The 24,466-nt window shown below is 60.3% G+C and carries 30 protein-coding genes; 17 read left to right on the top strand and 13 right to left on the bottom strand.

The window, feature by feature from the left end; genetic code table 11:
* Nucleotides 1-6 precede the first annotated feature (6 nt).
* The 3 genes from A9971_RS20520 (at nt 7) to A9971_RS20510 (ending at nt 2,572) form a co-directional block, all read left to right on the top strand.
* Nucleotides 7-1,428, top strand: coding sequence for a transglycosylase SLT domain-containing protein (locus tag A9971_RS20520; RefSeq protein WP_011062557.1), 1,422 nt, complete (start codon nt 7-9; stop codon nt 1,426-1,428).
* 103 nt (nt 1,429-1,531) lie between these two features.
* Entirely contained in the window at nt 1,532-1,966 is a 435-nt protein-coding gene (locus A9971_RS20515) for a DoxX family protein (RefSeq protein ID WP_011062556.1), read from the top strand.
* A 285-nt stretch (nt 1,967-2,251) separates the two neighbouring features.
* Complete coding sequence (locus tag A9971_RS20510) at nt 2,252-2,572, top strand: hypothetical protein (protein ID WP_011062555.1); 321 nt, start codon at nt 2,252-2,254, stop codon at nt 2,570-2,572.
* Between the two features lie 131 nt (nt 2,573-2,703).
* Here the strand turns inward: A9971_RS20510 and A9971_RS20505 are convergent, their stop codons facing one another.
* Entirely contained in the window at nt 2,704-3,333 is a 630-nt protein-coding gene (locus A9971_RS20505; RefSeq protein WP_011062554.1) for a response regulator transcription factor, read from the bottom strand.
* 292 nt (nt 3,334-3,625) lie between these two features.
* On the opposite strand from A9971_RS20505, the gene greB reads away from it, so the two are divergent.
* Complete coding sequence (gene greB, locus A9971_RS20500; protein ID WP_011062553.1) at nt 3,626-4,099, top strand: transcription elongation factor GreB; 474 nt, start codon at nt 3,626-3,628, stop codon at nt 4,097-4,099.
* Between the two features lie 33 nt (nt 4,100-4,132).
* Here greB and A9971_RS20495 read toward each other — a convergent pair whose 3' ends face one another.
* Nucleotides 4,133-6,637, bottom strand: a complete 2,505-nt coding sequence (locus A9971_RS20495; protein WP_182999938.1) for an ABC transporter permease — start codon at nt 6,635-6,637, stop codon at nt 4,133-4,135.
* Nucleotides 6,637-7,320: an ABC transporter ATP-binding protein gene (locus A9971_RS20490; protein ID WP_011062551.1), complete on the bottom strand. Its 684-nt coding sequence runs from the start codon at nt 7,318-7,320 to the stop codon at nt 6,637-6,639. The genes A9971_RS20495 and A9971_RS20490 overlap by 1 nt, the downstream gene beginning before the upstream one ends.
* Before the next feature lie 10 nt (nt 7,321-7,330).
* Here A9971_RS20490 and A9971_RS20485 point away from each other — a divergent pair, with 10 nt between their 5' ends.
* From A9971_RS20485 to A9971_RS20475, 3 genes are all read left to right on the top strand, one after another.
* On the top strand, nt 7,331-7,936 hold the full coding sequence (locus A9971_RS20485) for an arylesterase (protein WP_019092884.1): 606 nt from the start codon (nt 7,331-7,333) through the stop codon (nt 7,934-7,936).
* Nucleotides 7,937-7,992: 56 nt separating this feature from the next.
* Nucleotides 7,993-8,286, top strand: coding sequence for a hypothetical protein (locus tag A9971_RS20480; RefSeq protein ID WP_007931378.1), 294 nt, complete (start codon nt 7,993-7,995; stop codon nt 8,284-8,286).
* A 134-nt stretch (nt 8,287-8,420) separates the two neighbouring features.
* A complete protein-coding gene (locus A9971_RS20475) occupies nt 8,421-9,395 on the top strand; it encodes a L,D-transpeptidase family protein (protein ID WP_015636545.1) in 975 nt (324 codons plus the stop codon).
* A 125-nt stretch (nt 9,396-9,520) separates the two neighbouring features.
* Here A9971_RS20475 and oprI read toward each other — a convergent pair whose 3' ends face one another.
* The gene (gene oprI, locus A9971_RS20470) at nt 9,521-9,772 is read right to left on the bottom strand and encodes an outer membrane lipoprotei OprI (RefSeq protein ID WP_003448337.1); all 252 of its coding nucleotides are present in this window, start codon (nt 9,770-9,772) and stop codon (nt 9,521-9,523) included.
* Nucleotides 9,773-10,413: 641 nt separating this feature from the next.
* Here oprI and A9971_RS20465 point away from each other — a divergent pair.
* Nucleotides 10,414-10,695: a GNAT family N-acetyltransferase gene (locus A9971_RS20465; RefSeq protein WP_011062548.1), complete on the top strand. Its 282-nt coding sequence runs from the start codon at nt 10,414-10,416 to the stop codon at nt 10,693-10,695.
* Between the two features lie 60 nt (nt 10,696-10,755).
* Here A9971_RS20465 and A9971_RS20460 read toward each other — a convergent pair whose 3' ends face one another.
* Nucleotides 10,756-11,832: a 3-deoxy-7-phosphoheptulonate synthase gene (locus A9971_RS20460; protein ID WP_011062547.1), complete on the bottom strand. Its 1,077-nt coding sequence runs from the start codon at nt 11,830-11,832 to the stop codon at nt 10,756-10,758.
* Nucleotides 11,833-11,972: 140 nt separating this feature from the next.
* The gene (locus tag A9971_RS20455; RefSeq protein WP_011062546.1) at nt 11,973-12,407 is read right to left on the bottom strand and encodes a PilZ domain-containing protein; all 435 of its coding nucleotides are present in this window, start codon (nt 12,405-12,407) and stop codon (nt 11,973-11,975) included.
* On the opposite strand from A9971_RS20455, the gene A9971_RS20450 reads away from it, so the two are divergent.
* The 5 genes from A9971_RS20450 to cysB all read left to right on the top strand — a co-directional run bounded on the left by A9971_RS20450 (nt 12,406) and on the right by cysB (nt 16,367).
* On the top strand, nt 12,406-12,792 hold the full coding sequence (locus A9971_RS20450; protein ID WP_011062545.1) for a co-chaperone YbbN: 387 nt from the start codon (nt 12,406-12,408) through the stop codon (nt 12,790-12,792). The genes A9971_RS20455 and A9971_RS20450 overlap by 2 nt on opposite strands.
* Nucleotides 12,792-13,748, top strand: coding sequence for a putative 2-dehydropantoate 2-reductase (locus A9971_RS20445; RefSeq protein WP_182999937.1), 957 nt, complete (start codon nt 12,792-12,794; stop codon nt 13,746-13,748). The genes A9971_RS20450 and A9971_RS20445 overlap by 1 nt, the downstream gene beginning before the upstream one ends.
* A gap of 31 nt (nt 13,749-13,779) precedes the next feature.
* The gene (locus A9971_RS20440) at nt 13,780-14,685 is read left to right on the top strand and encodes a 5'-nucleotidase (RefSeq protein WP_182999936.1); all 906 of its coding nucleotides are present in this window, start codon (nt 13,780-13,782) and stop codon (nt 14,683-14,685) included.
* Between the two features lie 95 nt (nt 14,686-14,780).
* Nucleotides 14,781-15,281 carry a universal stress protein gene (locus A9971_RS20435; RefSeq protein ID WP_011062542.1) on the top strand — a complete coding sequence of 167 codons (501 nt, stop codon included), beginning with the start codon at nt 14,781-14,783 and terminating at the stop codon, nt 15,279-15,281.
* Between the two features lie 111 nt (nt 15,282-15,392).
* Nucleotides 15,393-16,367: an HTH-type transcriptional regulator CysB gene (cysB, locus tag A9971_RS20430; protein ID WP_011062541.1), complete on the top strand. Its 975-nt coding sequence runs from the start codon at nt 15,393-15,395 to the stop codon at nt 16,365-16,367.
* A 12-nt stretch (nt 16,368-16,379) separates the two neighbouring features.
* Here cysB and A9971_RS20425 read toward each other — a convergent pair whose 3' ends face one another.
* The gene (locus A9971_RS20425) at nt 16,380-16,862 is read right to left on the bottom strand and encodes a GreA/GreB family elongation factor (RefSeq protein WP_015636543.1); all 483 of its coding nucleotides are present in this window, start codon (nt 16,860-16,862) and stop codon (nt 16,380-16,382) included.
* Nucleotides 16,863-16,864: 2 nt separating this feature from the next.
* Nucleotides 16,865-17,263 (bottom strand): hypothetical protein, encoded by a 399-nt coding sequence (locus tag A9971_RS20420; RefSeq protein WP_011062539.1) that lies wholly within the window; start codon nt 17,261-17,263, stop codon nt 16,865-16,867.
* A 123-nt stretch (nt 17,264-17,386) separates the two neighbouring features.
* Between A9971_RS20420 and earP the strand changes: the two genes are divergently transcribed.
* Nucleotides 17,387-18,520, top strand: coding sequence for an elongation factor P maturation arginine rhamnosyltransferase EarP (gene earP / locus A9971_RS20415; protein ID WP_123472843.1), 1,134 nt, complete (start codon nt 17,387-17,389; stop codon nt 18,518-18,520).
* A 48-nt stretch (nt 18,521-18,568) separates the two neighbouring features.
* A complete protein-coding gene (locus A9971_RS20410; RefSeq protein WP_007931398.1) occupies nt 18,569-19,141 on the top strand; it encodes an elongation factor P in 573 nt (190 codons plus the stop codon).
* A gap of 71 nt (nt 19,142-19,212) precedes the next feature.
* Here A9971_RS20410 and A9971_RS20405 read toward each other — a convergent pair whose 3' ends face one another.
* From A9971_RS20405 to A9971_RS20395, 3 genes are all read right to left on the bottom strand, one after another.
* Nucleotides 19,213-19,632 (bottom strand): organic hydroperoxide resistance protein, encoded by a 420-nt coding sequence (locus A9971_RS20405; protein WP_072450622.1) that lies wholly within the window; start codon nt 19,630-19,632, stop codon nt 19,213-19,215.
* A 220-nt stretch (nt 19,633-19,852) separates the two neighbouring features.
* Complete coding sequence (locus A9971_RS20400; protein ID WP_011062536.1) at nt 19,853-20,314, bottom strand: MarR family winged helix-turn-helix transcriptional regulator; 462 nt, start codon at nt 20,312-20,314, stop codon at nt 19,853-19,855.
* Between the two features lie 76 nt (nt 20,315-20,390).
* Nucleotides 20,391-21,341 carry a LysR family transcriptional regulator gene (locus tag A9971_RS20395; RefSeq protein ID WP_011062535.1) on the bottom strand — a complete coding sequence of 317 codons (951 nt, stop codon included), beginning with the start codon at nt 21,339-21,341 and terminating at the stop codon, nt 20,391-20,393.
* Nucleotides 21,342-21,446: 105 nt separating this feature from the next.
* On the opposite strand from A9971_RS20395, the gene A9971_RS20390 reads away from it, so the two are divergent.
* Complete coding sequence (locus A9971_RS20390) at nt 21,447-22,196, top strand: sulfite exporter TauE/SafE family protein (protein WP_011062534.1); 750 nt, start codon at nt 21,447-21,449, stop codon at nt 22,194-22,196.
* Here the strand turns inward: A9971_RS20390 and A9971_RS20385 are convergent.
* Both A9971_RS20385 and A9971_RS20380 read right to left on the bottom strand, forming a co-directional pair.
* A complete protein-coding gene (locus A9971_RS20385; RefSeq protein ID WP_011062533.1) occupies nt 22,186-23,040 on the bottom strand; it encodes a LysR substrate-binding domain-containing protein in 855 nt (284 codons plus the stop codon). The two genes, A9971_RS20390 and A9971_RS20385, sit on opposite strands and share 11 nt — an antisense overlap.
* A 72-nt stretch (nt 23,041-23,112) precedes the next feature.
* The gene (locus A9971_RS20380; RefSeq protein WP_182999935.1) at nt 23,113-23,682 is read right to left on the bottom strand and encodes a peroxiredoxin; all 570 of its coding nucleotides are present in this window, start codon (nt 23,680-23,682) and stop codon (nt 23,113-23,115) included.
* A 415-nt stretch (nt 23,683-24,097) separates the two neighbouring features.
* Between A9971_RS20380 and A9971_RS20375 the strand changes: the two genes are divergently transcribed.
* Nucleotides 24,098-24,265 carry a hypothetical protein gene (locus A9971_RS20375; protein ID WP_015636538.1) on the top strand — a complete coding sequence of 56 codons (168 nt, stop codon included), beginning with the start codon at nt 24,098-24,100 and terminating at the stop codon, nt 24,263-24,265.
* Nucleotides 24,266-24,466: the final 201 nt, after the last annotated feature.

The following is a 24,466-nucleotide window of genomic DNA, read 5'->3' as shown; positions in this document are numbered from 1 at the left end:
GAACGGATGACCCGATCCTCGATATTGCTCGCGCTGTGCCTGTCATTGCTGCTGCCCTTGCCGGCGCTGGCGCGCTTGCCCGGGCCACTGGAAGCACACGCCACGGGAAAAGTGCGCGACCTGGCGGAAATCCGCAGCAGCCGGGTACTCCGGGTGCTGGTCAATCAGAGCCGCAATAGCTCCGGAGAAGTCCAGGGCCAGGCCATAGGTGTCGAGTACCACCGCCTGCGCTCGTTCGAGCAGTACCTCAATGGCCATGCTCGCGACGGCCAGGAAATCAGCCTGAAGATCATTCCCAAAGCCAAGGATCAATTGCTGGGTGCATTGCAGCGGGGCGAGGGCGACCTGGTGGCGCCTGGTGAGCTGCTGGAAGCCCAGCCCGGAAATGCGGTCAGCTCCAGCGACCCGATCGTCAGTAATGTTCCCCTGCTGCTGGTCGGGATCAAGGGTGAGCGCCGTTATACACGGATCGAACAGCTGTCCGGCAAGACCCTGACCCTGACTACCGGTAGTGCGGCGGGGGACGCGGTCAGCCAGATCAATCAGAAGCTGGCCCTGCACAAGCTGGCGCCGATCAAGGTGGAGTGGGTCGACCCCAGCCTGGCGGTGGAGGATGTGCTGGAAATGGTCCAGGGCGGCATTTTCCACCTGACGGTTGTCGAGCAGCCGATTGCCGAACGCTGGAGCAAGATCCTGCCCAAATTGCGTTTGGACAGGCAGTTGAAGATCAGTGAGCCGGGTGAAGAACACTGGTTTGTCCGGCGCGATGCGTCGATGCTGCGGGCGAGTATCGACCGCTTCCTCAAGACCTATAAGGCGCCGGCGGATCAGGATGTGGCGTTCCTGCGTATCTACCGACGCCAGTATCAGGTGCACTATCCCCTGGCCCGGGCCGACCGTCAGCGTCTGGAAAAACTGCGTCCGGTTTTGCAGAAACATGCCGGCGAACAGGGCATGGACTGGCTGAACCTGGCGGCGCTGGCGTTCAAGGAGTCAGCGTTGCAACCCCCTTCCAGAAGCGGCAGCGGCCCTACCGGGCTGATGCAGATCACGCCTTCGGCAGCGCAGCGGGTCGGGGTCAACAATATTCAGTCCGTAGATAGCAATGTGCAGGCAGGGGCCAAGTACCTGGCGATGATTCGCCGTAAATTTTTTGCCAGCCCCAAACTCAATGAGCGCGAGCGCATGGCATTTGTGCTGGCGGCCTACAACATGGGGCCGGAGCGGGTCCAGGGTATGCGCAGTGAAGCCCGGCGGCGGGGGCTCAACCCCAACCAGTGGTTCTTCCAGGTGGAGCGCATCGCCATGGAGCAAGTGGGCATGGGGGCCGTCAGCTATGTTAATAGCGTCAACAAATACTATCTGGCCTTTGATCGTGAACGAGACTCCCTGGAGCCTCCGGAGCGAAAAGTTGCGTCACGTAAATAATCTAAAAAATCGATTATTAGCTTGAGCAATTTCCGCTTTTAACATGATTAAAACTGATTAGTATGACGGCCAACTTTCCTACCTTCACACAGGACTACACAGCATGAGCACACTGACCAACAAGCTACTGGGCACTCGCGCGGGCTACGGCTTGACCGTACTGCGGATCTTCGTCGGCATCATCTTCGTGGCTCACGGCTCGCAGAAACTCTTTGGCTGGTTTGGTGGTGGCGGTCTGGCGGGAACGGCGCAGTGGATGGAGAGTATCGGCCTGGCTCCCGGCTATTTGATGGCGTTGTTATCGGGGGGCACCGAATTCTTTGCCGGTCTGGCATTGATCATTGGCCTGCTGGCGCGTCCCGCTGCATTGGGCCTGTCGTTTACCTTGCTGGTGGCGATTTTCTCGGTGCATATCAGCCATGGCCTGTTCATGGCCAACAACGGTTATGAGTTCGCTCTGGCACTGCTTGGCGGCACTGTCGCAGTTCTGATTGAGGGGGCCGGCAAGTTGTCCCTGGATGCGGCAATCGCCAAGTAATTCGATGCGCGGGCGGTGTTCCAGAGGCTCTGGATCAGCCGTCGGCAAAGTTATCCCAGGCCTGCGAATGCAGGCCTTTTTCGTAGCTGACAAATCTTGACACTGACCTGTCGGCTTCTCTAGGATGCTGCTCATGCGCCGATTTAAACAGCTACTTGCGGGGCGCCAGGTGAGTCGAAAGATCACTGATAGAAGCTATAGTCAGGCTTCGAAATACCGCTAAAGCGCTGGTTCGGTGTTGCCTCTCACCTGCCCGGCAGAAATCTGAGGCAGAGACACAATACGATGAATGCACCACGCCCCCTTGTACGTCTTGCGCCGATCACGGCGAGTCTTTCCCAGCGCAATCCGAAAATCCTCCTGGGTGGCAAGCACCAGCCCACACTATTGCGTTATCTCGACGGTTGGCCACGACGCTCCCCGGGCCCAGCGGCGTTTCTGATTCAATTTGTCGAAGAAGGTGAGTCCCTGGCACGCTTTGCCAGTGACAGCTTCGATCTGGCGGTCATTCCGGCACCCAGTGCTGCGGATGCTGCTGAAGTCATCAAGCAACTGACCCGCGTCGCTCGCCAGGGGTTGATCATCCGCCGCCAGTTCAGCAGTTGACCCGCCGGTAGTGCATCACGGCTGCTGAACTGCGCCTTGTACAGATCGGAATTCCATTGAACAGAAACCGACTGGAACGTCTTCAGTCGTGGCGGCTGTCCGTCATTTGGTGGCGATTAATGGCTTGATGATCAAACAACGGCATTGCGTTTGGCCAATTCGGCCAAGGCCACCAGGTTGGAAACATTGAAACGCTTGAGTAACCGCACTTTGTAGGTGCTGACGGTCTTGTGACTGATCAACAGCGCGTCGGCAATCTGCTGGTTGTTCAGACCGGTAGCCAGCAGTTTCAGCACTGTTATTTCGCGGTCGGTCAGGCGGGAAATCAACACACTCTCCTGGTTGGCGGCGTTGGTGTTCTGCTGCAGGATATTAATGGTGTCTTCCGGAAAGTAGCTGTACCCGGAAAGGATGGCCTTTACCGCATTGGCCAATTCGTGAAGGTTCTCGGTCTTGCACAGAAAGCCTGCGGCTCCGGCTTGCAGGCAGCGCAGGGCGAAGTTTTTCGAATCACTTGAGGTCAGTACCAGGGTCTTGACGTGCAGCCCGGCGGACTTGATGTGCGCGATGACCGAGAAACCATCCAGGTTGGGGATGCCCAGGTCGAGGATCAGCAGGTCCGGCAGGTGCTTGCGCACCAGTTGCACGGCATCGGCACCGTTGTCGGCTTCGGCGACGATATTGTGATGATGAGGATCCAGTACCGACCTGATGGCCAGTCTGATCAGTGGATGGTCATCGACGATAATGATGTTGCCCATGTGGTACTTTCCCTTTGTTTTTGAGGTGTTGGTAGTTATTGGCCAGCTCTGTGGGGAATGGGTATCAAGCAGTGTGGCGTGCCGATTGCCGACGCTCTTGTCGAACCTATGCCCTGGGCCGTACGGCTCGGCTGTTTGGCCCTATGATTGGCTGACCTCTCTGAAATCTAAATCGGACAAATCTGATAGTGATGTCCATAGATCGGTGGCAGATGCCGCTCATGACGTGCCGGCTTTGTCGGCTCATACAACTAATGCGCAGCATGCATAAGGCTGGAGGCTGATTAGCCAATTGAGTACCAAGCTCATCACACAGGATGGTTACGACGCTCTGAAACAAGAGCTGGACTATTTATGGCGGGAGAAGCGCCCGGATATCACGCAGAAGGTCACCTGGGCGGCCTCGCTGGGCGATCGCAGCGAGAATGCGGACTATCAGTACAACAAGAAGCTTCTGCGGGAAATCGATCGTCGGGTGCGCTACATACGCAAGCGCCTGGAAGACATGAAGGTGGTTTCCTACGCGCCGGAACAGGAGGGGCGGGTGTTCTTTGGTGCTTGGGTCGAAGTCGAAAACGAGGCGGCCGAGATCAAGCGCTTTCGTATCGTCGGTTACGACGAGATCTACCTGCGCAAGGACTACATCTCCATCGACTCGCCCATGGCCAGGGCGTTACTGAAGAAGGAAGTGGGTGACGAGGCCGTTGTCCACACCCCGGCAGGTGAAACCTGCTGGTGGATCAACCAGATCGATTATGTGAAGTAGGCTCGCCGACCTGGGCAGGCGAGCCTTGGGCTTTCAACCTTCGCGCAATACATTCAGCGGGCTGGCGTTCAATGCTCGACGGGTACCGAAAACTCCTGCCCCGCCTACCAGCAGCGCCCCCACCAGAGGCAACAGTAACAGCCATGGATGCGGGTGCCAGGGCAGATCGAAAGCGAACCGGTAGAGCACCAGGCTGACCAGTTCGCACCCCAGTGCCGCCAGCAGGCCGCTGACTGCGCCCAGCAGGCCGAACTCGATCCGCCTGGCTTTCACCAGCAGTTGCCGCTCGGCCCCGAGGGCACGCAGCAGCGCCCCCTGGCGAATGCGTTCGTCCAGGGTGGCCTGGAGCCCGGAAAACAGCACTGCCATTCCTGCCGCCAGGACAAACAGCAACACATACTCCACCGCCAGGGTGACCTGGGCCAGGATGCTGCGCAGTTGTTCCAGCAGGGCTTCGACCTGAAGGATGGTCACTGCCGGGAAGGCCCGGGACAGCTCGACAATCTGCTGATCGTGCCCAGGGCTCAGGTAGAAGCTGGTCAAGTAGGTGGCGGGCAGATCCTTCAAGGTGCCCGGTTGGAAGATCATGAAGAAGTTTGGCTGGAAGTTGTCCCAGTTGATGCTGCGCAGGCTGGTGACCCGGGCCTCCCGGTTGGCGCCGGCGACCGTGAAGGTCAGGTGATCACCCAGCTTAAGCTTCAGGCTCTGCGCCACCTTGGCCTCGACCGAGACGCCGGGCAACCCGTCATCCGGCTGGGCTGACCACCAACTGCCCTCGATAATGCTGTTGCCGCTGGGCAGATCGGCGGCCCAGGTCAGGCTCAGATCGCGTTGTATGGCCCGATCACCGCTGGAATCTTTGCTGACGATCTCCCTTACCGGCTCGCCATTGATGCTCACCAGGCGCCCCGGAACCACGGGGTACAAGGGCGCCGAAGGGGCGGAGAGCTGCACCAGGCGCTCGCTGAAGGCCTGTTTTTCCGCCGGCAGAATGTTCAGTGCGAAGTAGTTGGGGGCATTTTTCGGCAATTGGTTTTGCCAGGTGTCCAGCAGTTCGCCCCGCAGCAGGGCAATCAGCGCCATGGACAACAGAATCAGGCCGAAAGCCAGGGATTGCCCGGCCGCAGCCAGGGGGTGACGCAGCAACTGGCCCAGGCCCAGGCGCCACGGCAGGGCGGCGCGGGCCAGCAGGCGCCGCAGGCTTTGCAACAGCAACAGCAACAAGCCACCCAATACCAGTGCCGCCAGCAGGCCACCGCCCAGCAGGGCGAAGGTCAGCACCAGGTCCAGGCTCAAGCGCCACATGATCAGGCCCAGGGCCAACAGAGCGGCGCCGTAGATCATCCAGGTGCTGGAGGGGATTGGCAGCAGGTCGCGCCGCAGTACGCGCAGCGGCGGCACCCGTCCCAGCGCAGCCAGGGGCGGCAAGGCGAATCCGGTCAGGGCCACCAGCCCGGTACCGATGCCGGCGATGGCGGGTAGCAATCCCCCGGGTGGTACGTCGTTGGGCAGCAGGTCATGTAGCAGGTAAAACAGGCCGAGTTGGGCCAGCCATCCCAGCAACGCCCCACTGAGGCTGGCCAGCAGACCCAGAACGCCGAGCTGTACGCTGAACAGCAGCATGGTTTCCCGGCGTGAGAGGCCCAGGCAACGAAGCAGGGCACTGGCATCAAAGCGTCGCGCGGCGAAGCGATTGGCCGACAAGGCTACTGCAACCCCTGACAGCAGCACCGCTACCAGGCTGGCCATGTTCAGATAACGTTCGGCCTTGCCCAGGGCTCCACCGATCTGCTGGTTGCCATCGCGGGCATCCTGCAGCCGCTGGTTGGCGGCCAGCGCCGGCTTGATCTGTTGACGATAGGCCTCAAGCGCCGGAGCCGGTCCGCGCCACAGTTCCTTGAAGCTGACCCGGCTGCCAGGCTGGACCACGCCGGTGGCTTGCAGATCTTGCAGGTTGATCAGGACCCGGGGCGTCAGGCTGTAGAAGTTGCCGGCCCGGTCAGGCTCGTAGGTCAGTACCCTGGCCAGGCGCAAGGTTTTCATGCCGACGTCGATGCTGTCGCCGATCTTGAGGTCCAGCGCAGTCAGCAAGCGCGGTTCGACCCAGGCGTCTCCGGGCGCGGGACCGCCCCCGGGCTCCTCGACCCCATAGGGGGCTGCGGCACTCTTGAGCTGCCCCCTCAGGGGGTAGGCTCCGTCGACGGCCTTGATGCTGGAGAGCTGGATCGCATTGTCGGTGGCAATGACGCTGGAGAACTCGACTATCCGCGCATGATCCAGCCCCAGTTTCAGGCCGCTGTCGAGCTGTTCCGGGCGTGCTGGGGAACTGCCTTCCAGTAGCAGATCGGCGCCGAGGAACTCGGTGGCGCGTAACAGCATGGCGCCGTTCAAGCGTGCACCGAAGTAGCCGATGGCCGTGCTGGCCGCAACCGCTACCAGCAAGGCGAAGAACAGTACCCGCAACTCTCCGGCACGGGCATCGCGCAATAGTTGGCGGACAGCGAGGCTGAACAGGCGCGGCAGCGGCAGACGTGCCATCAGGGCTCCAGAGGGGCGACCAGCAGGCCCGCTTCAAGACGGATCAGGCGCCGGCAACGATGGGCCAGGCGTTCATCATGGGTCACCAGCACCAGGGTGGTGCCGCTTTCCTTGTTGAGTTCGAACAGCAGGTCGCTGATGCGTTCACCGGTATGGCTGTCGAGGTTGCCGGTGGGTTCATCGGCAAACAGCACATCGGGTTCGGCAGCGAAGGCCCGGGCAATGGCAACGCGCTGTTGTTCGCCACCGGAAAGCTGGCGTGGCGAGTGGCTAAGGCGCTGGCCAAGGCCAACCCGCTGCAGCAGTTCGGTGGCCCGCTCGCGGGCATCGCGACGGCCGTCGAGCTCCAGGGGCAGCATGACGTTTTCCAGGGCATTGAGGCTGTCGAGCAATTGGAAGGACTGAAAGACAAATCCTACATGCTCGGCCCGGATACGGGCCCGCTGATCCTCGTCCAGCTGGCTCAGGGCCTGGCCGGCGAGGGTGACTTCGCCGCTGCTGGGCAGGTCGAGCCCCGCAAGCAAGCCAAGCAGGGTCGATTTGCCGGAGCCGGAGGCGCCGACGATGGCCAGGCTGTCGCCCTGGTTCAGCTCGAGGCTGAGTTCATGCAGGATGGTCAGTTCACCTTCCGCGCTGGGAACCACTTTGCTAAGGTTCCGCGCAGTGAGAATGCTTGCGCCCATGGAGAATCCGATGCGTGTATGGTTTTTGAGTGCCGGCCTGGCCTTGATGTGCATGGCCCAGAACGCAGCGGCGGGTACGGTCCTGATCGTTGGCGATAGTATCAGTGCGGCTTTCGGCCTGGATACCCGTCAGGGCTGGGTAGCCCTGCTGGAAAAGAGGCTCAAGGACCAGGGTTTTAACGACAGGGTAGTCAATGCCTCGGTCAGTGGTGACACCAGTGCCGGGGGCCAGGCGCGGCTGCCGGCGCTGCTTGCAGAGCATAAGCCTGAAGTGGTGATTCTCGAGTTGGGGGGTAACGATGGCTTGCGCGGCCAGCCGCCCAGGCAATTGCAACAAAATCTTGCTTCGATGATCGACAGCTCCCAGGCCCAGGGTGCCAAGGTGCTGCTTTTAGGCATGCAATTGCCGCCCAACTATGGCGTGCGCTATACCCAGGCCTTTTCCCAGGTCTACAGCCAGTTGGCCAGCGAGAAAAAGGTAGCCTTGGTGCCGTTTTTTCTTGACGGGGTCGGGGGGCATCCCGAACTGATGCAGGCAGACGGTCTGCACCCTGCGGCAGCGGCCCAGGGCAAGTTGCTGGAAAATGTCTGGCCGACGCTAAAACCGCTGCTTTGACGCTTTTCTAGTGACAGTGTTTCGGCTAATGTGGCGCCCCCGATTTGGAGCCCCCGATGCCGCGTCCCGCCTGGTCCCTGTTTGCCTATCAACTGATCGAGCCTGATGAGCAGCTTGACCTGTTCGCCTGCCAGGAAGTTCGGGTGCATCTGGTGACGCGTCAACTGGAGTTGGGCGGCTCTGCCGACCGCACCTTGTGCGGCACTTTGTTGCCCGCGCAACCGCGCTGGTCGAGCGTGGATCGGACGATTTTCCAGGACCAGCGACTCTGCCCGTTGTGCCGGGCGATTCTGGAGTCGCAAAAACGTGGCACTCCGCCAATCTGGCCTGAGCTGCGTTTCGAGTTGTAGGCGGTCGCCAGCAGGCCGTTTCGACAGGGAATTCATGTGTCTGCGCTTGTCTCCCCGGCCTGGCTGCCGTAGCCGGAGGGCGGGGTGTACAATCGTGTTTCTTTCATTCGTTGTTCATGCGAAGGATTATCCGGATGTTGCCCCGCCTCCCTGTCGTCACCCGCTGCCTGACACTCGCCGCCTTGTGTGTGGCCGGTCCTGTTGCCGCATTGGAATTGCCTCTACCGCCGCCGGGTGAAGACATCGTCGGCCAGGTACAGGTGATCAAGGCCAAGTACGAGGATACCTTCGCCGACCTGGGCACGACCTACGACCTGGGTTACCTGGAAATGGTCGCGGCCAACCCGGGGGTCGATCCCTGGCTGCCGGGGGCGGGCACCGAGGTGATCCTGCCTACGCGTTTCATTCTGCCGCCCGGGCCGCGCGAAGGCATCGTGATCAACCTGGCCGAGTATCGACTGTACTACTACCCCAAGGGTCGGAACGTGGTCTACACCTTCCCGCTGGGTATTGGTCGTGAAGGCTGGGGGTCACCGATCGCGCACACCAGCATTACCGCGAAAACCCCGAATCCGACCTGGACGCCCCCGGCGTCGATCAAGGCCGAGCATGCCGCCGACGGTGACCCCTTGCCGAACGTGGTACCGGCCGGGCCGGACAACCCCTTGGGGCCATTCAAGTTCACACTTGGCACGCCGGGTTACCTGATTCACGGTTCGAACAAGAAGTTCGGTATCGGCATGCGCACCAGCCACGGTTGTTTCCGCATGCTCAACAACAACGTGCTGGAAATGGCCGGCATGGTGCCAGTGGGAACTTCGGTGCGCATCATCAACGATCCGTACAAGTTCGGTATCAGCGGCGGGAAAGTCTACCTGGAAGCTCATACGCCGTTGGATGACAAAGGCAATCCTTCGGTGGTCGACAAGCACACTGCAGTGATCAATGCCTTGCTCAAGCGTGAGGACCTGGCTAACAACCTGCGCATGAACTGGGATGTGGTGCGTGATGTAGTGGCAGCCGAAGATGGCTTGCCGGTGGAGATCGCCGTGCCGACGACAGCGCCTGTGACAACAATGTCCAACGCGACCTACGATTTGCAGCAGTAAGCGCTTAAGTGCAACCCGCCGATACCTGCTGGTAGCGGCGGGTTTTTTATTGCCGGTGAAGAACTCCGGGCAATAAAAAAGCCGATCCAAAAATGGATCGGCTCGATAACAATCCCGAGGGACTATTACTTGCGGCTAGCTTTTTCCAGCATACGCAGAGCGCGCTCGTTAGCTTCGTCAGCAGTCTGTTGTGCTTTTTGAGCAGCAGCCAGAGCTTCATCAGCTTTACGATAGGCTTCGTCTGCACGAGCCTGAGCACGAGCTGCTGCGTCTTCAGTAGCAGTCAGACGAGCTTCGGTTTCTTTGGATACGCTGCTGCAACCGGTAGCCAGAACTGCGGCCAGAGCCAGAGCAGAGAATTTCAGAACGTTGTTCATCGTGTTCCCCTTCAAGGACTTTCTATTAGTAGCTATCACCTCAGAGTGAGGAAATAGCCGGCGTACATACTACCCATTACTTGTAGTAAGTAAACTGACGTAGCGCAAGAAGCAAAAAAAATTCTAGGCGCTGTTTCTTTTTCGAGCAACTTTTTAGCGGGTTGTATAAAAAATATTCAGCGGCGAAGCTCCGGGGCCGAATGCTGCTTGTTTGCCAGCATCGTTATCGGAGTTTCCGGGCGCTGTTTCAGAGCCTAGGCTAAAGTCGGTCTATATTGTGTCGACTGCACTTTTCTTCAGAATTTGTTCAGCCCTGAACCTATGTTTAAGCATCTTGTGGGTGACTTTAAGAGGCGTCGCTCGTCTTATGTTTCAGCATCCGGCGATGTACCGTCTCAAGACGTTTAGGTATCGATCCCGACTAAGGTTCGTACTCAGCCTCAACAAGGTTTTGCGCCGATCTGTGACGAGTGTGGCTTGAGCATTTGTGCCAATGGCGCCTATATTTTGTAACGTGCTGATGGCGCAAGAGCGAGAGCTTCTACGGGCGGCCGACAGGCACGAGGTGGCGTAAGTTGTTCCTTCGCCGGAAAAACATCGGTAAGGTAGGGGTCAGCATTCCAGACCCGCAAGGAGTAGTGATGAGCGAGGCGTTGTCCATCCACCATGACCAGGCTGGTCATCAGTTCGAGACCAATGTGGACGGTCATCGTGCCTACCTGACCTATATGGACCTGGGTAAGCAGACCCTGGATATCTATCGCACTTTCGTGCCCAACGCACTGCGTGGGCGCGGTATTGCCGCGGCGTTGACCGAGCAGGCGCTGGAGTACGCCGAACGCATGGGCTACACAGTGATTCCGTCCTGCTCGTACGTAGAGCGCTATATGGAGCGTCATCAGCGTCACGCAGCAAAGCTCTGACCGGGGCGACCATGAAAAACGCCGGGCTTGGCCCGGCGTTTTTGTGTCTGCAGGAAAGGGTCAGCTGCGATCGCGTTTCGGCAAGACGTCCTTGAGCTTGGCGTGCATGCCGCGCAGGGTCTTCTCGGTACTTTCCCAGTCGATGCAGGCATCGGTGATCGATACGCCGTACTGCAGTTCCGACAGGTTCTTCGGAATCGCCTGGCAACCCCAGTTCAAGTGACTTTCCACCATCAGGCCGATGATCGACTGGTTGCCCTCGAGGATCTGGTTAGCCACGTTTTCCATGACCAGCGGCTGCAGTGCCGGGTCCTTGTTGGAGTTGGCGTGGCTGCAGTCGATCATGATGTTCGGCTTGATCTTGGCCTTGCTCAGGGCCTGCTCGCAGACGGCGACGCTGACCGAGTCATAGTTGGGCTTGCCGTTGCCGCCGCGCAGTACCACATGGCCGTAGGCGTTGCCTTTGGTGGTGACGATCGACACGCCGCCCTGGGGGTTGATCCCCAGGAAACGGTGAGGGCTGGAAACCGACTGCAAGGCGTTGATTGCCACAGTCAGGCCACCGTCGGTGCCGTTCTTGAAGCCCACGGCCGAGGACAGGCCCGAAGCCATTTCGCGGTGAGTCTGGGATTCGGTGGTACGTGCACCAATGGCCGACCAGCTGATCAGGTCCTGCAAGTATTGCGGGGAGATCGGGTCCAGGGCTTCAGTGGCAGTAGGCAGGCCCATTTCAGCCAGGTCCAGCAGCAATTGGCGACCAATGTGCAGGCCGTCCTGGATCTTGAACGAGTCGTCCAGGTAAGGGTCGTTGATCAGGCCTTTCCAGCCGACGGTGGTCCGCGGTTTCTCGAAATAAACGCGCATCACCAGGTACAGGGTGTCGGAGACTTCAGCCGCCAGTGCCTTGAGCCGCTCGGCGTATTCGTGGGCTGCCTTGATGTCGTGGATCGAGCAGGGCCCAATGACGATGAACAGGCGGTGATCAGTGCCGTCGAGGATATTGCGGATCACTTCGCGACCCTTGGTCACGGTGCGCAAGGCGGTGTCGCTCAGCGGGATGTCTCGTTTGAGTTGATCAGGGGTGATCAGGGTCTCGTTGGAGGCGACGTTAAGGTCGTTGATCGGTAAATCAGCCATCGTGTTACTCGTCAGGTCACGGGTGCCGGCCGCCAGCGATCCCCGCGCGGCGGAGCACAGCGGATTTGAGCGCGTCGGGGAGCGGAACCTTAGCGCGTTAGCCGGTGACTCTACAATGGGCAGGTGGCGGTTTTATTGGGCTATGGCTGCACAAAAGCCTGGTGCACACGGTCTTCGGAATAGTCTTCTGCGTGCTGCTCGACCCAATCCAGCGCCAGCGCCTCAATGCATTGCTGTTCGCTCTGAGGTTCATGCAGGCGACAGTAGCGGGCGATCTGGCACACCTGCTCACCCATGCGCGCGCCGAACAGCGTTTGTTCGTCGACGAACGCGATGCCCACCAGGTAGCCACGCTTGCGTTTCAGGCACCAGGCGACATAGCCGTTGTAACGGGCGTTATCCCCCAACGTTGGCATGTACACCTCCAGCGCGGTACCGCGGCGCCAGGCACGGTGGTAATTGCACGCCATGCCACCGAGGCTGATAGTGTGCAACCGCTGGCGTGAAATACAGGCGTGCTTGCGCAAGGTCAGTTCAACCGGAACATCATCAGGATGAGGCAGAAAACGTCCCATGACCGCAGACTCCGAGTGTCGTCCATTTGACATTGTTTCCCCCAGTATAGTGCTCGAATTGGAACTGACCGATTTCGATATCGACCAGCAATTACTGGGCCTGGGCGGCGTTTCCCTGGTTGTTTTCACCAGTGTCGGCTGTTCCAGTTGCCGTTGGGCCCGGGCGCGGCTGCCGGAGTTGGAGCTACCCATCGACCGTCTTTGCTGGGTCGATGCAGGCGATAATGGCGGTGCGGTTCAGCGCTATCAGGTGTTCCACTTGCCGGCTTTGTTCGTGGTCCGCGACGGTGAGTTTCATGGAGCGCTACAGTCGCGCCTGACGCAGCAGGATCTCAGCGAGAGCCTGCGTCAGGCGCTTAATCGAATACCAGAGGAGTTGCCTTGATGGGTGCAGGCCGTAAACCGCGTGTAGGCATTATCGGGACCGGAGCGATCGGAGGTTTTTACGGGGTGATGCTGGCACGTGCCGGTTTCGACGTGCACTTTTTATTGCGCAGCGAATATCCGGCAGTGCTCGAGCATGGGCTGCAAGTCAACAGCAGCCAGCACGGCAAGCTGACGTTGAAGCCGGCGCAGGCCTACGCCAATGCCGAACAGATTCCGCCTTGCGACTGGCTGCTGGTGGGCGCCAAGACCACCAGCAACCTTGATCTGGCGCCGGCGATCATTCAGGCCGCGGCCACCGATGCCAAGGTTCTGGTACTGCAGAATGGGCTGGATGTCGAAGACGACCTGCGCGCGGTGCTTCCCGATTCGCTGCATCTTCTGGGCGGCTTGTGCTTTATCTGTGTGCACCGCGCCGGGCCCGGGCAGATCGAGCACCAGGCGCTTGGCGCGGTAAACCTGGGTTACCACAGTGGCCCGGCCAGTGCCGATGCGACCCTGAGCCAGGCGATAGTCGAGGAGGGCGCCGCGCTGTTTCGCGAGGCGGGGCTCGATTCCCAGGCCATGGGCAACCTGCAGCAGGCGCGCTGGCAGAAGCTGGTGTGGAATGTCCCGTATAACGGCCTGTCGGTTCTGCTCCGAGCCAGTACCACGCCACTGATGGCCGACCCCGCCAGCCGCGAGCTGATCCAGGACCTGATGCAGGAAGTGCTGCATGGGGCGGCGGCTTGCGGGCATGTCATCCCCGCGGCCTATGCGCAGCAACTGTTCAAGTCCACCGAGCACATGCCGGATTACTGGCCCAGCATGTACCATGATTTCCTGCACCAGCGTCCTCTGGAGCTGGCAGCTATCTATGCTGCACCCTTGGCGGCAGCGCGGGCCGCAGGTTGTGAGCTGCCGAAGATCCAGGCGTTGTACCAGGCCTTGAGTTTCATCGACCGGCACCACGCCTGAGTTGGGCTTATTACCTTTAAGGGGATGAAATATGGCAAAGGGCCTGGATGGCAAGCTGGTGGTGGCGATCTCGTCGCGGGCGCTGTTCGACCTGGGCGACAGCCACAAGGTCTATCTGGCCCAGGGGGTCGAGGCCTATCGGCAGTACCAGATCGAACATGAAGAGGAAGTCCTCGAGCCCGGTGATGCCTTCCCTCTGGTCAAGAAACTCCTCAGCCTCAATGCCAGCCTGGGCCGAGCCCGGGTCGAGGTGGTGCTGGTCTCGCGCAACAGTGCCGACACCGGGTTGCGTGTGTTCAACTCGATCGAGCACTACGGCCTGGGCATTTCCCGAGCAGCCTTCGTCGGCGGGCGCAGCCCTTATCCCTATCTGGCGGCCTTTGGCAGCGACCTGTTTCTCTCCACCCATGCCGATGATGTGCGCAGTGCACTAGAGGCCGGCTTTGCTGCGGCAACCATTCTGTCCGGCGGCACCCGGCGCGCTGAAAATGGCGAACTGCGCATCGCGTTCGACGGTGATGCGGTGCTGTTTTCCGATGACTCGGAGCGTATCTACCAGTCCGGCGGCCTGGAGGCATTCCAGGCCAGTGAGCGGCAGTCGGCACGAGAGCCGTTGCCGGGCGGGCCGTTCAAGGGTTTTCTGGCGGCACTCAACCTGCTGCAGGGAGAGTTTTTCGATGAGGCCAGTCCGATCCGTACCGCCTTGGTGACAGCCCGTTCCGCGCCGGCCCATGAGCGGGTAATCCGCACCTTGCGCGAGTGGAACATCCGCCTGGACGAATCGCTGTTCCTTGGCGGGCTGGAAAAAGCCGCCTTCCTCGAAGCCTTTGCAGCCGACGTGTTCTTCGACGACCAGGCCGGTCACTGCGAGCTGGCTCGCGAAGTGGTCGCCACCGGTCACGTGCCGCACGGCGTGAGCAACGAAACCAAGGCTTGAATCCTAAAATCCGTGGTTTTTCCTCGGACCTCCCACAGTTCCAGGCACTGCTAAGCTGAATCAATCTCCGCCATCTTGGCAGTTGAGGAGGTCATATGATTCGTTCGATGCTGTATGCCACTGACCTCGGTCTGTATGCGCCCTTTGTGATGCAACATGCCCTGGAGCTGGCTCGAACGTTCAATGCCGACTTACATGTAGTGCACGCCGTGGAGCCCATGGGCCTGTTCGCCGAATCAGTGTTGCAGAGCTACCTGGATGAGCAGTCGTTGAATGAGTTTCACCGCCAGGGCCTGAATACAGTGATGGCCAATATAGAGCAACGGGTGCTGGACAGTTTTCGCGAGGAGCTGGGGGAGGGGATGCAGGACCTGACCTTGATCCAGTCGGTGCGGGTGCTTCAGGGGGACCCGTCCCAGGTGATTCTGGAGCAGGCGGGGAAACTCTCTGTGGATTTGCTGATCGTAGGAAGTCACAGCCATGGGGTGGGGGCGCAAACGCCTTTGGGGCGTACCGCAACGCGAGTTCTGCAACTGGCCAAAGTCCCGGTTTACCTGGTGCCTCTGGTGCAGCGTCGACGTCAGGGCGATACCTGAGGATGGAATGGAAAATTCTGAATAAAAGTTCTAGATTTATTCTCCTGACCATTAATATAGTTATATACCGTCGCTGATACCCGTGGCGTCTACCTGCTTTGAGGGATTGATATGAAGCTTCAACAATTGCGCTACATCTGGGAAGTGGCGCACCACGACCTCAACGTCTCCGCTACCGCGCAAAGCCTTTACACATCGCAACCGGGTATCAGCAAGCAGATCCGTCTGCTCGAGGACGAACTCGGGGTCGAGGTCTTTGCCCGCAGTGGCAAGCATCTGACCCGCGTGACCCCGGCCGGCGAGCGCATCATCACCACCGCCGGCGAGATCCTGCGCAAGGTCGAAAGCATCAAGCAGATCGCCCAGGAGTTCTCCAACGAGAAGAAGGGCACCCTGTCCATCGCCACTACTCACACCCAGGCGCGCTACGCCTTGCCACCGGTGATCAGCAGCTTTATCAAGCAGTACCCGGATGTGGCCTTGCACATGCATCAGGGTTCGCCGATGCAGATTGCCGAAATGGCCGCTGACGGCACTGTGGATTTCGCCATCGCTACCGAGGCCCTGGAGTTGTTCGGTGACCTGGTGATGATGCCGTGCTATCGCTGGAACCGCTGCGTGGTAGTGCCTCAGGGCCACCCGCTGACCAAGCTGCCGAAGTTGACCTTGGAAACCCTGGCCGAGTACCCGATCGTCACTTACGTGTTCGGTTTTACCGGTCGTTCCAAGTTGGACGAAGCCTTCAGCCATCGCGGCCTGACGCCCAAGGTGGTATTCACCGCTGCCGACGCCGACGTGATCAAGACCTATGTGCGCCTGGGCCTGGGCGTGGGCATCGTGGCCAAGATGGCGGTCGACACCAAGCTCGACAGCGACCTGGTGGTGCTGGATGCCAGTGAACTGTTCGAATCGAGCATCACCAAGATCGGTTTCCGTCGCGGCACTTTCCTGCGTGGCTTCATGTGCGATTTCATCGAGAAGTTCGCCCCGCACCTGACCCGCGAAGTCATGGCCAAGGCCATTGCCTGCCATAACAAGCAGGAACTGGAAGAGCTGTTCGACGGCGTCGAATTGCCGGTCCACTGATCCCCAGCCTGCCTAGCGGACCTCGGTGACAGTGAACTGTTGCCGGGCGCCCGCCACCACGATCTCCACCTCATCGTCCTCGAACTTGCCCAGCAGGCTGTTGCCCAGGGGCGAGCGGGGGGTGATGACGGTCACTAGTTGCCCCACCACGTAGACCTTCAGGCCCGCGCCATCCGGGCCGAGAAACAGCCACTGTTCGTGGCCGTTTTCATCTTCCAGCCCCAACAGCGCACCGATCTGAATCCCCTTCTGCGGGTCATGAGGGCGCAGGCTCAGGTTCTGCCAGAGGCCCAGGGCCTGGCGGATTTCCTCGACCCGTCGAGCCTGGCCGGCGGCCAGGTAGGAAGCTTCCAGCCCCAGGGTGTCGTACTTGTTCTCGGCGATATTTTCTTCGTGGGTGGCGGTTTCGTAAGCGGTTTGTGCCGCTCGCACCGCGACCTCCAGGTCGTCCCGGAGCTGTTGCAGAATCAGTTGGCAGACGGACTGTTTATTCATGGTCAATTACAGAATTGCAGGACGTTGGCCCGGCTTTTTTCGCTCGGCGCGGTCTGGTCCTGCTGCAACCAGAACTGGCATTTGGGGTTGGACAGGTTGCGCAGGTTGCTGCGGGCGTTGTCCAGGGATTGCAGTTCCTCGTTCTTGCGCAGGTTTTCCTGGTACTGCTCGAACATTCGGTTTTGTGGCTCAGGTGGCGCGGCCACCGGTGGTTTTGCCAACTGCTGCACCGCTTGTGCGACCGGAGCCAATTGCTGGCTGAAAAGGTAGTGCGAGGCCAGCCAGCAGGTCAGGGCGATCGCCAGGAAACCCAGCCACAGGCCCAGGGCAATGCTGGCGGTGAGCGCCAGGAAGTTGAAACTGATGCGCAAGGAGCGACGTGCGGTGGGACGATGGGACATGGCTGCCTCCTGGCGGGCGGTGTTGGGCAAGGGCCGATTGTCGCACGAAGATAATCGCGGTTGGCTCTTCTGCGCAGGAGCATTTATGCGGACAATCGGCGCCTTTGCCAATCGGGGAGTGGAATGAAAGCCTCCTGGGATATTTTCTGCAGCGTGGTCGACAACTACGGCGACATCGGCGTGACCTGGCGCCTGGCCCGGCAACTGGTGGCCGAGCATCAATGTGCGGTGCAGCTGTGGGTCGATGATTTGCGCGCTTTCGAAAAGATCTGCCCGCAGATCGATAGCCAAAAGGCCAGCCAGATTCAGGATGGCGTCCAGGTGCGGCACTGGCCCGCCCAGTGGCCGGACGAGGCGGCGGCCGATGTGGTGATCGCGGCTTTCGCCTGCCAGTTGCCCCACGCCTACATGGACGCCATGGCCGACCGTGCGCGTGCGCCACTGTGGCTGAACCTGGACTACCTGAGCGCCGAGGACTGGGTCGGCGGGTGCCATGGCCTGCCTTCCGTGAAGTTTCGCGGGGTGCAGAAGTACTTCTTCTTTCCCGGATTCCAGGCCGATACCGGCGGCTTGCTGCGCGAGGCCGGGCTGCTCGAGCAGCGCCGGGATTTCCAGGGCAGGCCCCAGGCCCGGCTGGATTTCCTGAAATCCCTGGGCGTATCGCCTGTTGCCGGCAGTCGCTTGATCTCGCTGTTCGCCTACGAAAATGCCGGGGTTGCCAGTTGGTTGCAGGCCCTGGCCGACGACGGGCAGCCGACTCATCTGCTGGTGCCCGAGGGCCGCGTGCTGGCCGATGTGCAGCGCTGGCTGGGAGAGGAACCGCTGGCGCCGGGCTGTCCCCAGGTACGCCAGTCGCTGACCGTTCAGGTGTTGCCCTTCGTGCGCCAGGAGGATTACGACCGGCTGCTCTGGTGCTGCGACTTCAACGCGGTGCGCGGGGAGGACTCCTTCGTTCGGGCGCAATGGGCCGGGCGTCCGATGCTCTGGCACATCTATCGCCAGGATGAAGACATCCACCTGGACAAGCTCGAAGCTTTTCTCGGCCTCTATACCCGCACCCTTTCCCCGGGGGCCAAGGCTGCAGTGCTGGCCCTGTGGCAGGCCTGGAACAGCGAAGCATCGATGGCCGAACCCTGGAAAAACCTGCTGCAATACTGGCCGGAAGTCGCCGCGCACGCCGAGCAATGGTGTCTGGAACAAGGCTCCCAGCCCGATCTTGCTGCGGCGCTGGTGCAGTTTTACCTAAATTGGATATGATACGCGGCCTAGATTTTTGTAAATCCCATCCAAATTCGGATATTCGCAATGAAAACTGGTAAAGAACTCAAACCCGGTACCGTGATCCGTATCGACAACGATCCTTGGCTGGTTCAGAAAGCTGAATTCACCAAGTCCGGTCGTAACAGCGCGATCATGAAGACCAAGCTGAAGAACCTGCTGACCGGTTACAAGACCGAAACCGTTTACGGTGCGGACGACAAACTGGACGACGTGATCCTGGATCGCAAAGAAGCGACCCTGTCGTTCATCAGCGGCGACACCTACACGTTCATGGACACCACTGACTACACCATGTACGAGCTGAACGCCGAAGACATCGAAGCGGTTCTGCCGTTCATCGAAGAAGGCATGACCGACGTTTGCGAAGCCGTGTTCTTCGAAGACCGTCTGGTTTCCGTTGACCTGCCGACCACCATCGTGCGCCAGGTTGACTACACCGAAGGTTCCGCGCGCGGCGACACTTCGGGCAAGGTGATGAAGCCTGCCAAACTGAAAAACGGTACCGAGCTGAGCGTTGCGGACTTCATCGAAATCGGCGACATGATCGAGATCGATACCCGCGAAGGCGGTTCCTACAAAGGCCGCGCCAAGGTTTAAACCTGGCTCGCCCCTGTAGACGAAAAAGCCCGACCTTGAGTCGGGCTTTTTTATGCCTGGAATTTGCCGTTTCAGACCGAAACGTGCAGGCGCACATCCACATTGCCACGGGTGGCATTGGAGTAGGGGCAGACCTGATGCGCGGCATCCACCAGGCTTTGCGCTTCGTCCTGGGCCAGGCCGGGCAGGCTCACATGCAGGTCGATATCCAGGCCGAAGCCGCCGGGGATCTGGCCGATGCCGACATGGGCAGTGATCGAAGCGTCGTCCGGGATCTTGCGCTTGCTCTGGCTGGCGACGAACTTCAGGGCACCGATAAAGCAGGCCGAGTAACCGGCTGCGAACAGCTGTTCAGGGTTGGTCGCCTGGCCACCGGCACCACCGAGTTCCTTGGGGGTGGCCAGTTTGACGTCGAGGATCTGGTCATTGGAAACAGCGCGGCCATCACGGCCACCGGTGGCGGTTGCAACGGCGGTGTAGAGAGTTTGCATGGTGGAAGCCTCGTGGTAGGTGATTTTCGCGCTAATTATTTGCGCGCTAAGTAATTGCGAAATAAATGTATCTCGCTAATATTTAGCGCGCAATATAAATTTTGCTGAAAACCCCTCCATTAACCTTGAGTCATGGGCAACTCATTGATTCTGAAAAAGATATTTTTTTCGGTTGAGAAGCTAGCCCCAGCCGTAGGGGGGCTGGCTTGCCAGCAAAGCGTCAAAGACTGTCCTGCAGATGCCCGCGCAACACCTGCAAATCTTCCTGCAACTGACGCAATTGCTCCACGCTCCGGCCGCTGGCCCCGAGGATGCACTGGGGAATGTCCCGGGCTTGCTCGCGCAGCACCCGGCCCTGTTCCGTCAGTTGGACAATCACCACCCGCTCATCTTCCCGACTGCGGGTGCGGCTGAGCAGACCTTCGGCCTCCAGGCGCTTGAGCAGCGGAGTCAGGGAGCCGGGGTCTGTCAGCAGGCGCTGGCTGATCTCGCCGACCGTCAGCCCGTCCCGTTCCCAGAGCACCAGCATCGCCAGGTACTGCGGGTAGGTCAGCCCCAGCTTCTGCAGCAGAGGCTTGTAGACCTTGGTCAGCATCAGCGAGGTGGAGTGCAGGGCAAAGCACACCTGGTTGTCCAGCAGGAGTTGATCGCAGGAGTCCAGGGGGGAGCGTTCGGTGGTCATGGTGGCGGCCTTGATCATTAATGGTCATGAATCTAGCGGGCGAGTCTTTAATGCGCCAGATAATTTTCCTCAGGTCTCAGCCCATCGCGCTTTGCAATGCCAGGTCCCAGGGCGGAACCGGGCTGAAGCGGCTTTTCAGGTACTCCAGCAGTAGGCGGCTACGGGCATTGGGGTGCTGTTCCATGCGCAAGGCGTAGATGCCGGCGGTTTCCGGCTTGGGCAGGCCGCCTTCGCAGAATAGCGGCACCAGTTCGCCGCGCAGCAGGTATTCACTCACCAGCCAGGTGGGCAGGTGGGCAATGCCCAGCCCGGCCAAGGCCCCGGAAAGCAGGGCTTCAGCGTTGTTGGCACCAAGGCGTATACGCTGCGGACGATGGCTCTGCACCTGGCCGTCAAGCTCGAAGCGCCAGGCGAACAGCGGCGCCAGGCCATCCCAGTCGAGGCCGTCGTGCTGGCTGAGTTCGGCGGGGTGGCTGGGGGTGCCGCGGCTTTTCAGGTAGGAGGGGCTGGCACAGGCGATACGCACGATGCTGGCCAGGGAGGTGGCGACCATCCGCGTGTCCACGCGCTGGCCGGCGCGCAGCACCAGGTCGACCTTGCCCAGGTGGGAGCCCTGCATGTCCACAAAGCTGTCGATCAGGTGCAACTGCACATCCAGCCCGGGGTAGAGCACCAGGAAATCGGCAATGGCCGGCGCCAGGTGGCGGCGCCCGAAGGCAGCGGGGGCGTCGATGCGGATCAGGCCCTCCGGGGCATGGCTCAGGGAAACTGCCTCGGCCCGAGCCAGTTGCAGCTCGGCAACGATACGCCGGGCCCGTTCGGCAAAGGCCTGGCCGGCGGCGGTGGCGACCACGGCGTGGGTGGTACGCATGAACAGAGTGGTGCCCACGGCGTTTTCCAGGCTGTCGATGCGCCGGGCCACGGCGGAGGGCGTCAGCGGATGGCGGCGTGCCGCGGCGGAAAAGCTGCCCGCCTCCAGCACATCAAGAAACAGCCCCAGTTGTTCGGTCAGTGTATTGGGATTCATGATCAGCTCGCTTATGCGAAAACGGCAAAGCCATTGTGCGTTGCTATGCGTTTCCGTGCCAGGGCCGACTGCGTAGCATGCAGCTCTCAGGTGAGGAGAGCGGTTGTGATCGAGTTGATGATGTATCTGTTGTTGGGCGCGGCGTTGGGTACGGTGGGCGGGCTGTTCGGTATTGGCGGTGGCTTGATCGCGATTCCGGTGCTCGGCGTGCTGTTTGGCCTGGACCAGCAGATTGCCCAGGGCACGGCGCTGGTCATGGTTGTACCCAATGTGCTACTCGCGCTGTGGCGCTATCACCAGCGCAACCGCATAGAGGCGCGCCACGCCTTGCCCCTGGCCCTGATGGGGTTCAGTTTCGCCTGGCTGGGCTCGATCTGGGCGGTGGGCATCGATGCCCAGAAGATGCGCATCGGCTTTGTCGCCTTTCTTCTGGTGCTGTCGGCCTACAACCTGCTGCGCATGTTCATGGCCAGTGCCCCGGCCAGCAGCGAGATGCGTTACCCCTGGCCTTGGCTCGGGGTATTGGGCGCCGCTTCCGGGGCCATGGGCGGGCTGTTCGGGGTGGGGGGCGCAGTGGTTGCCACGCCGGTACTGACCAGTGTCTTCGGCACCACCCAGGTGGTAGCACAGGGTTTGTCCCTGGCGCTGGCGCTACCCAGCACCGGGGTCACCCTGGTGACCTATGGCTTTCACCATCAGGTGGACTGGGCGATCGGTCTGCCGCTGGCAGCCGGTGGCTTGCTGAGCATCAGTTGGGGGGTGAAGGTCGCCCACGCCTTGCCCGAGCGGCTGTTGCGCGGCCTGTTCTGCGGCTTCCTGGTGGTGTGTGCGGTGATGCTGGCGTTTAAAGTTTGAAGCCTTCGACGATGTGTTCGGCCAGGCATTCGGTGATGGGCGAGGGCTGGTTGAGGTTGCGCAGCAGCATGATGCTGGCCTCGGGCAGCTCCGGCAGCCCTTCGTTCTCGCCGAGGATGCGCAGGTCCGGCGTGATCAGGCTTTCCAGCTGCGCGGTGATCGCCAGCCCGGCGCTGACCACCGCCATGATTGCCGACAGGCTGGAGCTGTTGTAGGCAATGCGATAGTCGAGGCCGATGGCATCCAGGGCGTTGCAGGCCCACAGCCGGCAAAAGCAGTCGCTGTTGAACATCGCCAGCGGCAGTGGCGTCTGTTCATGGGGCGTGAAGCACTGGGCCACGGCCCAGACGAAGCGCTCCTTGCGCAGGAGTTGGCCGATCTCGTTGCCCGGCTCTCGGGTGACGATGGTCAGGTCCAGGTCCTGGCGTTGCAGCAGTTGCTTGGACGATTCGCAATGCACTTCGATCTGGATCAGCGGGTAGCTCTGGGCGAAGCGCGACAGAATCCCCGGTAGAAAACGCATCACATAGTCATCCGGCGTGCCGATGCGCACCAGCCCCACCATGTGCGGTTCGCGCAGGGTATTGAACACTTCGCTATGCAGTTTAAGGATGCGCCGGGCATAGCCCAGCAGTACCTGGCCCTCGGCGGTCAGCTTGACCTGGCGTCCGTCGCGCTGGAACAGCTGGCGTTGCAGCACGTCCTCTTCCAGGCGCTTCATCTGCATGCTCACCGCCGATTGGGTGCGGTTGACCCGTTCTCCAGCCCGGGTAAAACCGCCTTCATCGGCGATGGCGACGAAGGTGCGCAGCACTTCGGTGTCGATGCTGGGGAACTGGGACATTGATCAAATCCTGAGATGCATGGGGCAGGAAGCATTCCTGGGCCTGATCTTATTCCTCGAAAGGCCACGGCGTCATCCCTGGCGTTGCGCTTGCAGCCAGGCCAGCACCTGCCGGGCGTTCTGGTCCGGTGGAAACACCGGGTAGAACACCTTTTCGATCTGCCCGGCCTTGAGAATCAGAGTCAGGCGTTTCAGGAAGCGGGTGGCGTTCAATTCGAACATCGGCAGCCCCAGGGCTTCGGTCAATTGCCCCTGTGCATCGGAGAGCAGGGCAAAGGGCAGGTGCAGCCGCTCGACGGCTTCACGTTGATAGTCGCTGTCCTGGCTCGAGAGGCCGAACAGGTTCGCCGCCCCGGCGGCCGCGAGTTCCTCGGCCAGGTCGCGAAAGCCGCAGGACTGCGGGGTACAGCCGCGGGCGCCGGGGGTCATGTCCCAGCCCTCCAGCAGCGGCAAATCCGGTCGTCCCATGCGCGGGTAGACATAGAGCACCGTTATGCCGGGCAACGTCGACAGGTCGACCCCTTCGCCCGAGGTGGAGGGCAACCGCAGCCCGGGCAAGTGCAGGCCTTGCAAGTGACGGGCTGCGCCATCGTCCTGGGGGGCCGGGATACGCGACCAGTCCACGCTCAACATGTCTCTCATGACGCTTCCTCCTGATCAGTAGCGCTGGGCAATCGCAATAGGGATAGCTGGATAACAGAGTGTCGATAGTGCTCCTTCAGTTCAAGTAGTACTGCGGATAAATGATGTTCGATCCAGCAATTAATGCTCGTGGCTTTTATTGGTTTTGTCTTTGGCTTTAGTTGTGCTGTGTTATTGGCGATAAGCCTTATCGGTGCTGGCTATAAGTTTTCAAAAAAGGTCTGGAGTGTTGGCTATAAGTTGTCGTTTGCTAATTTCGCTGCGCGATAAAAATCAATGAATATGCCCTGGGCCGATTAATGGTCAACTTTGTCGTTGTTTGGGTTTGCCTAAAGAAACATCCGCTACTAGTGTTGCGCTTGCCATGTACAGATGGTCTGTACTGGGATTGCGACCAACTTTGGAGGGTCCTTTCATGAACGTGAAAGCGGAACACACTGAGCCAACCACTGCCGAGCTGACACAGCTCAAGACCAAGCTCAAAGCCGGCAAGCTGGCGCCGGAAGACCTCAAGGCGCTGGTGGGCCTGGTGGAACGTACGGAGAAGGCGGCGAAGCAACTTAGGGCAGCCATCGTCGAGTAAATGACGCTAACGCTTTGGAGGGCAGGATCAGAAATGGACCTCACTACTCGAACTACTCATATCGATATATCTGAACCGTTGCGTAGCCCTCCATTTTTAGCGCGCAGCACTATCGGCAGTCACTCGGTACTGCTGCTGGGAAGTCTGGAAGCGCCTATCTCTACACTTAGTGATAATGCTTTTATTGTCGAACGCATTGCC

The sequence above is a fragment of the Pseudomonas sp. UME65 genome (assembly GCF_014170225.1).
In the GTDB taxonomy this organism is placed as follows: domain Bacteria; phylum Pseudomonadota; class Gammaproteobacteria; order Pseudomonadales; family Pseudomonadaceae; genus Aquipseudomonas; species Aquipseudomonas protegens.
This window is presented reverse-complemented; position numbering and strand designations above follow the sequence as displayed.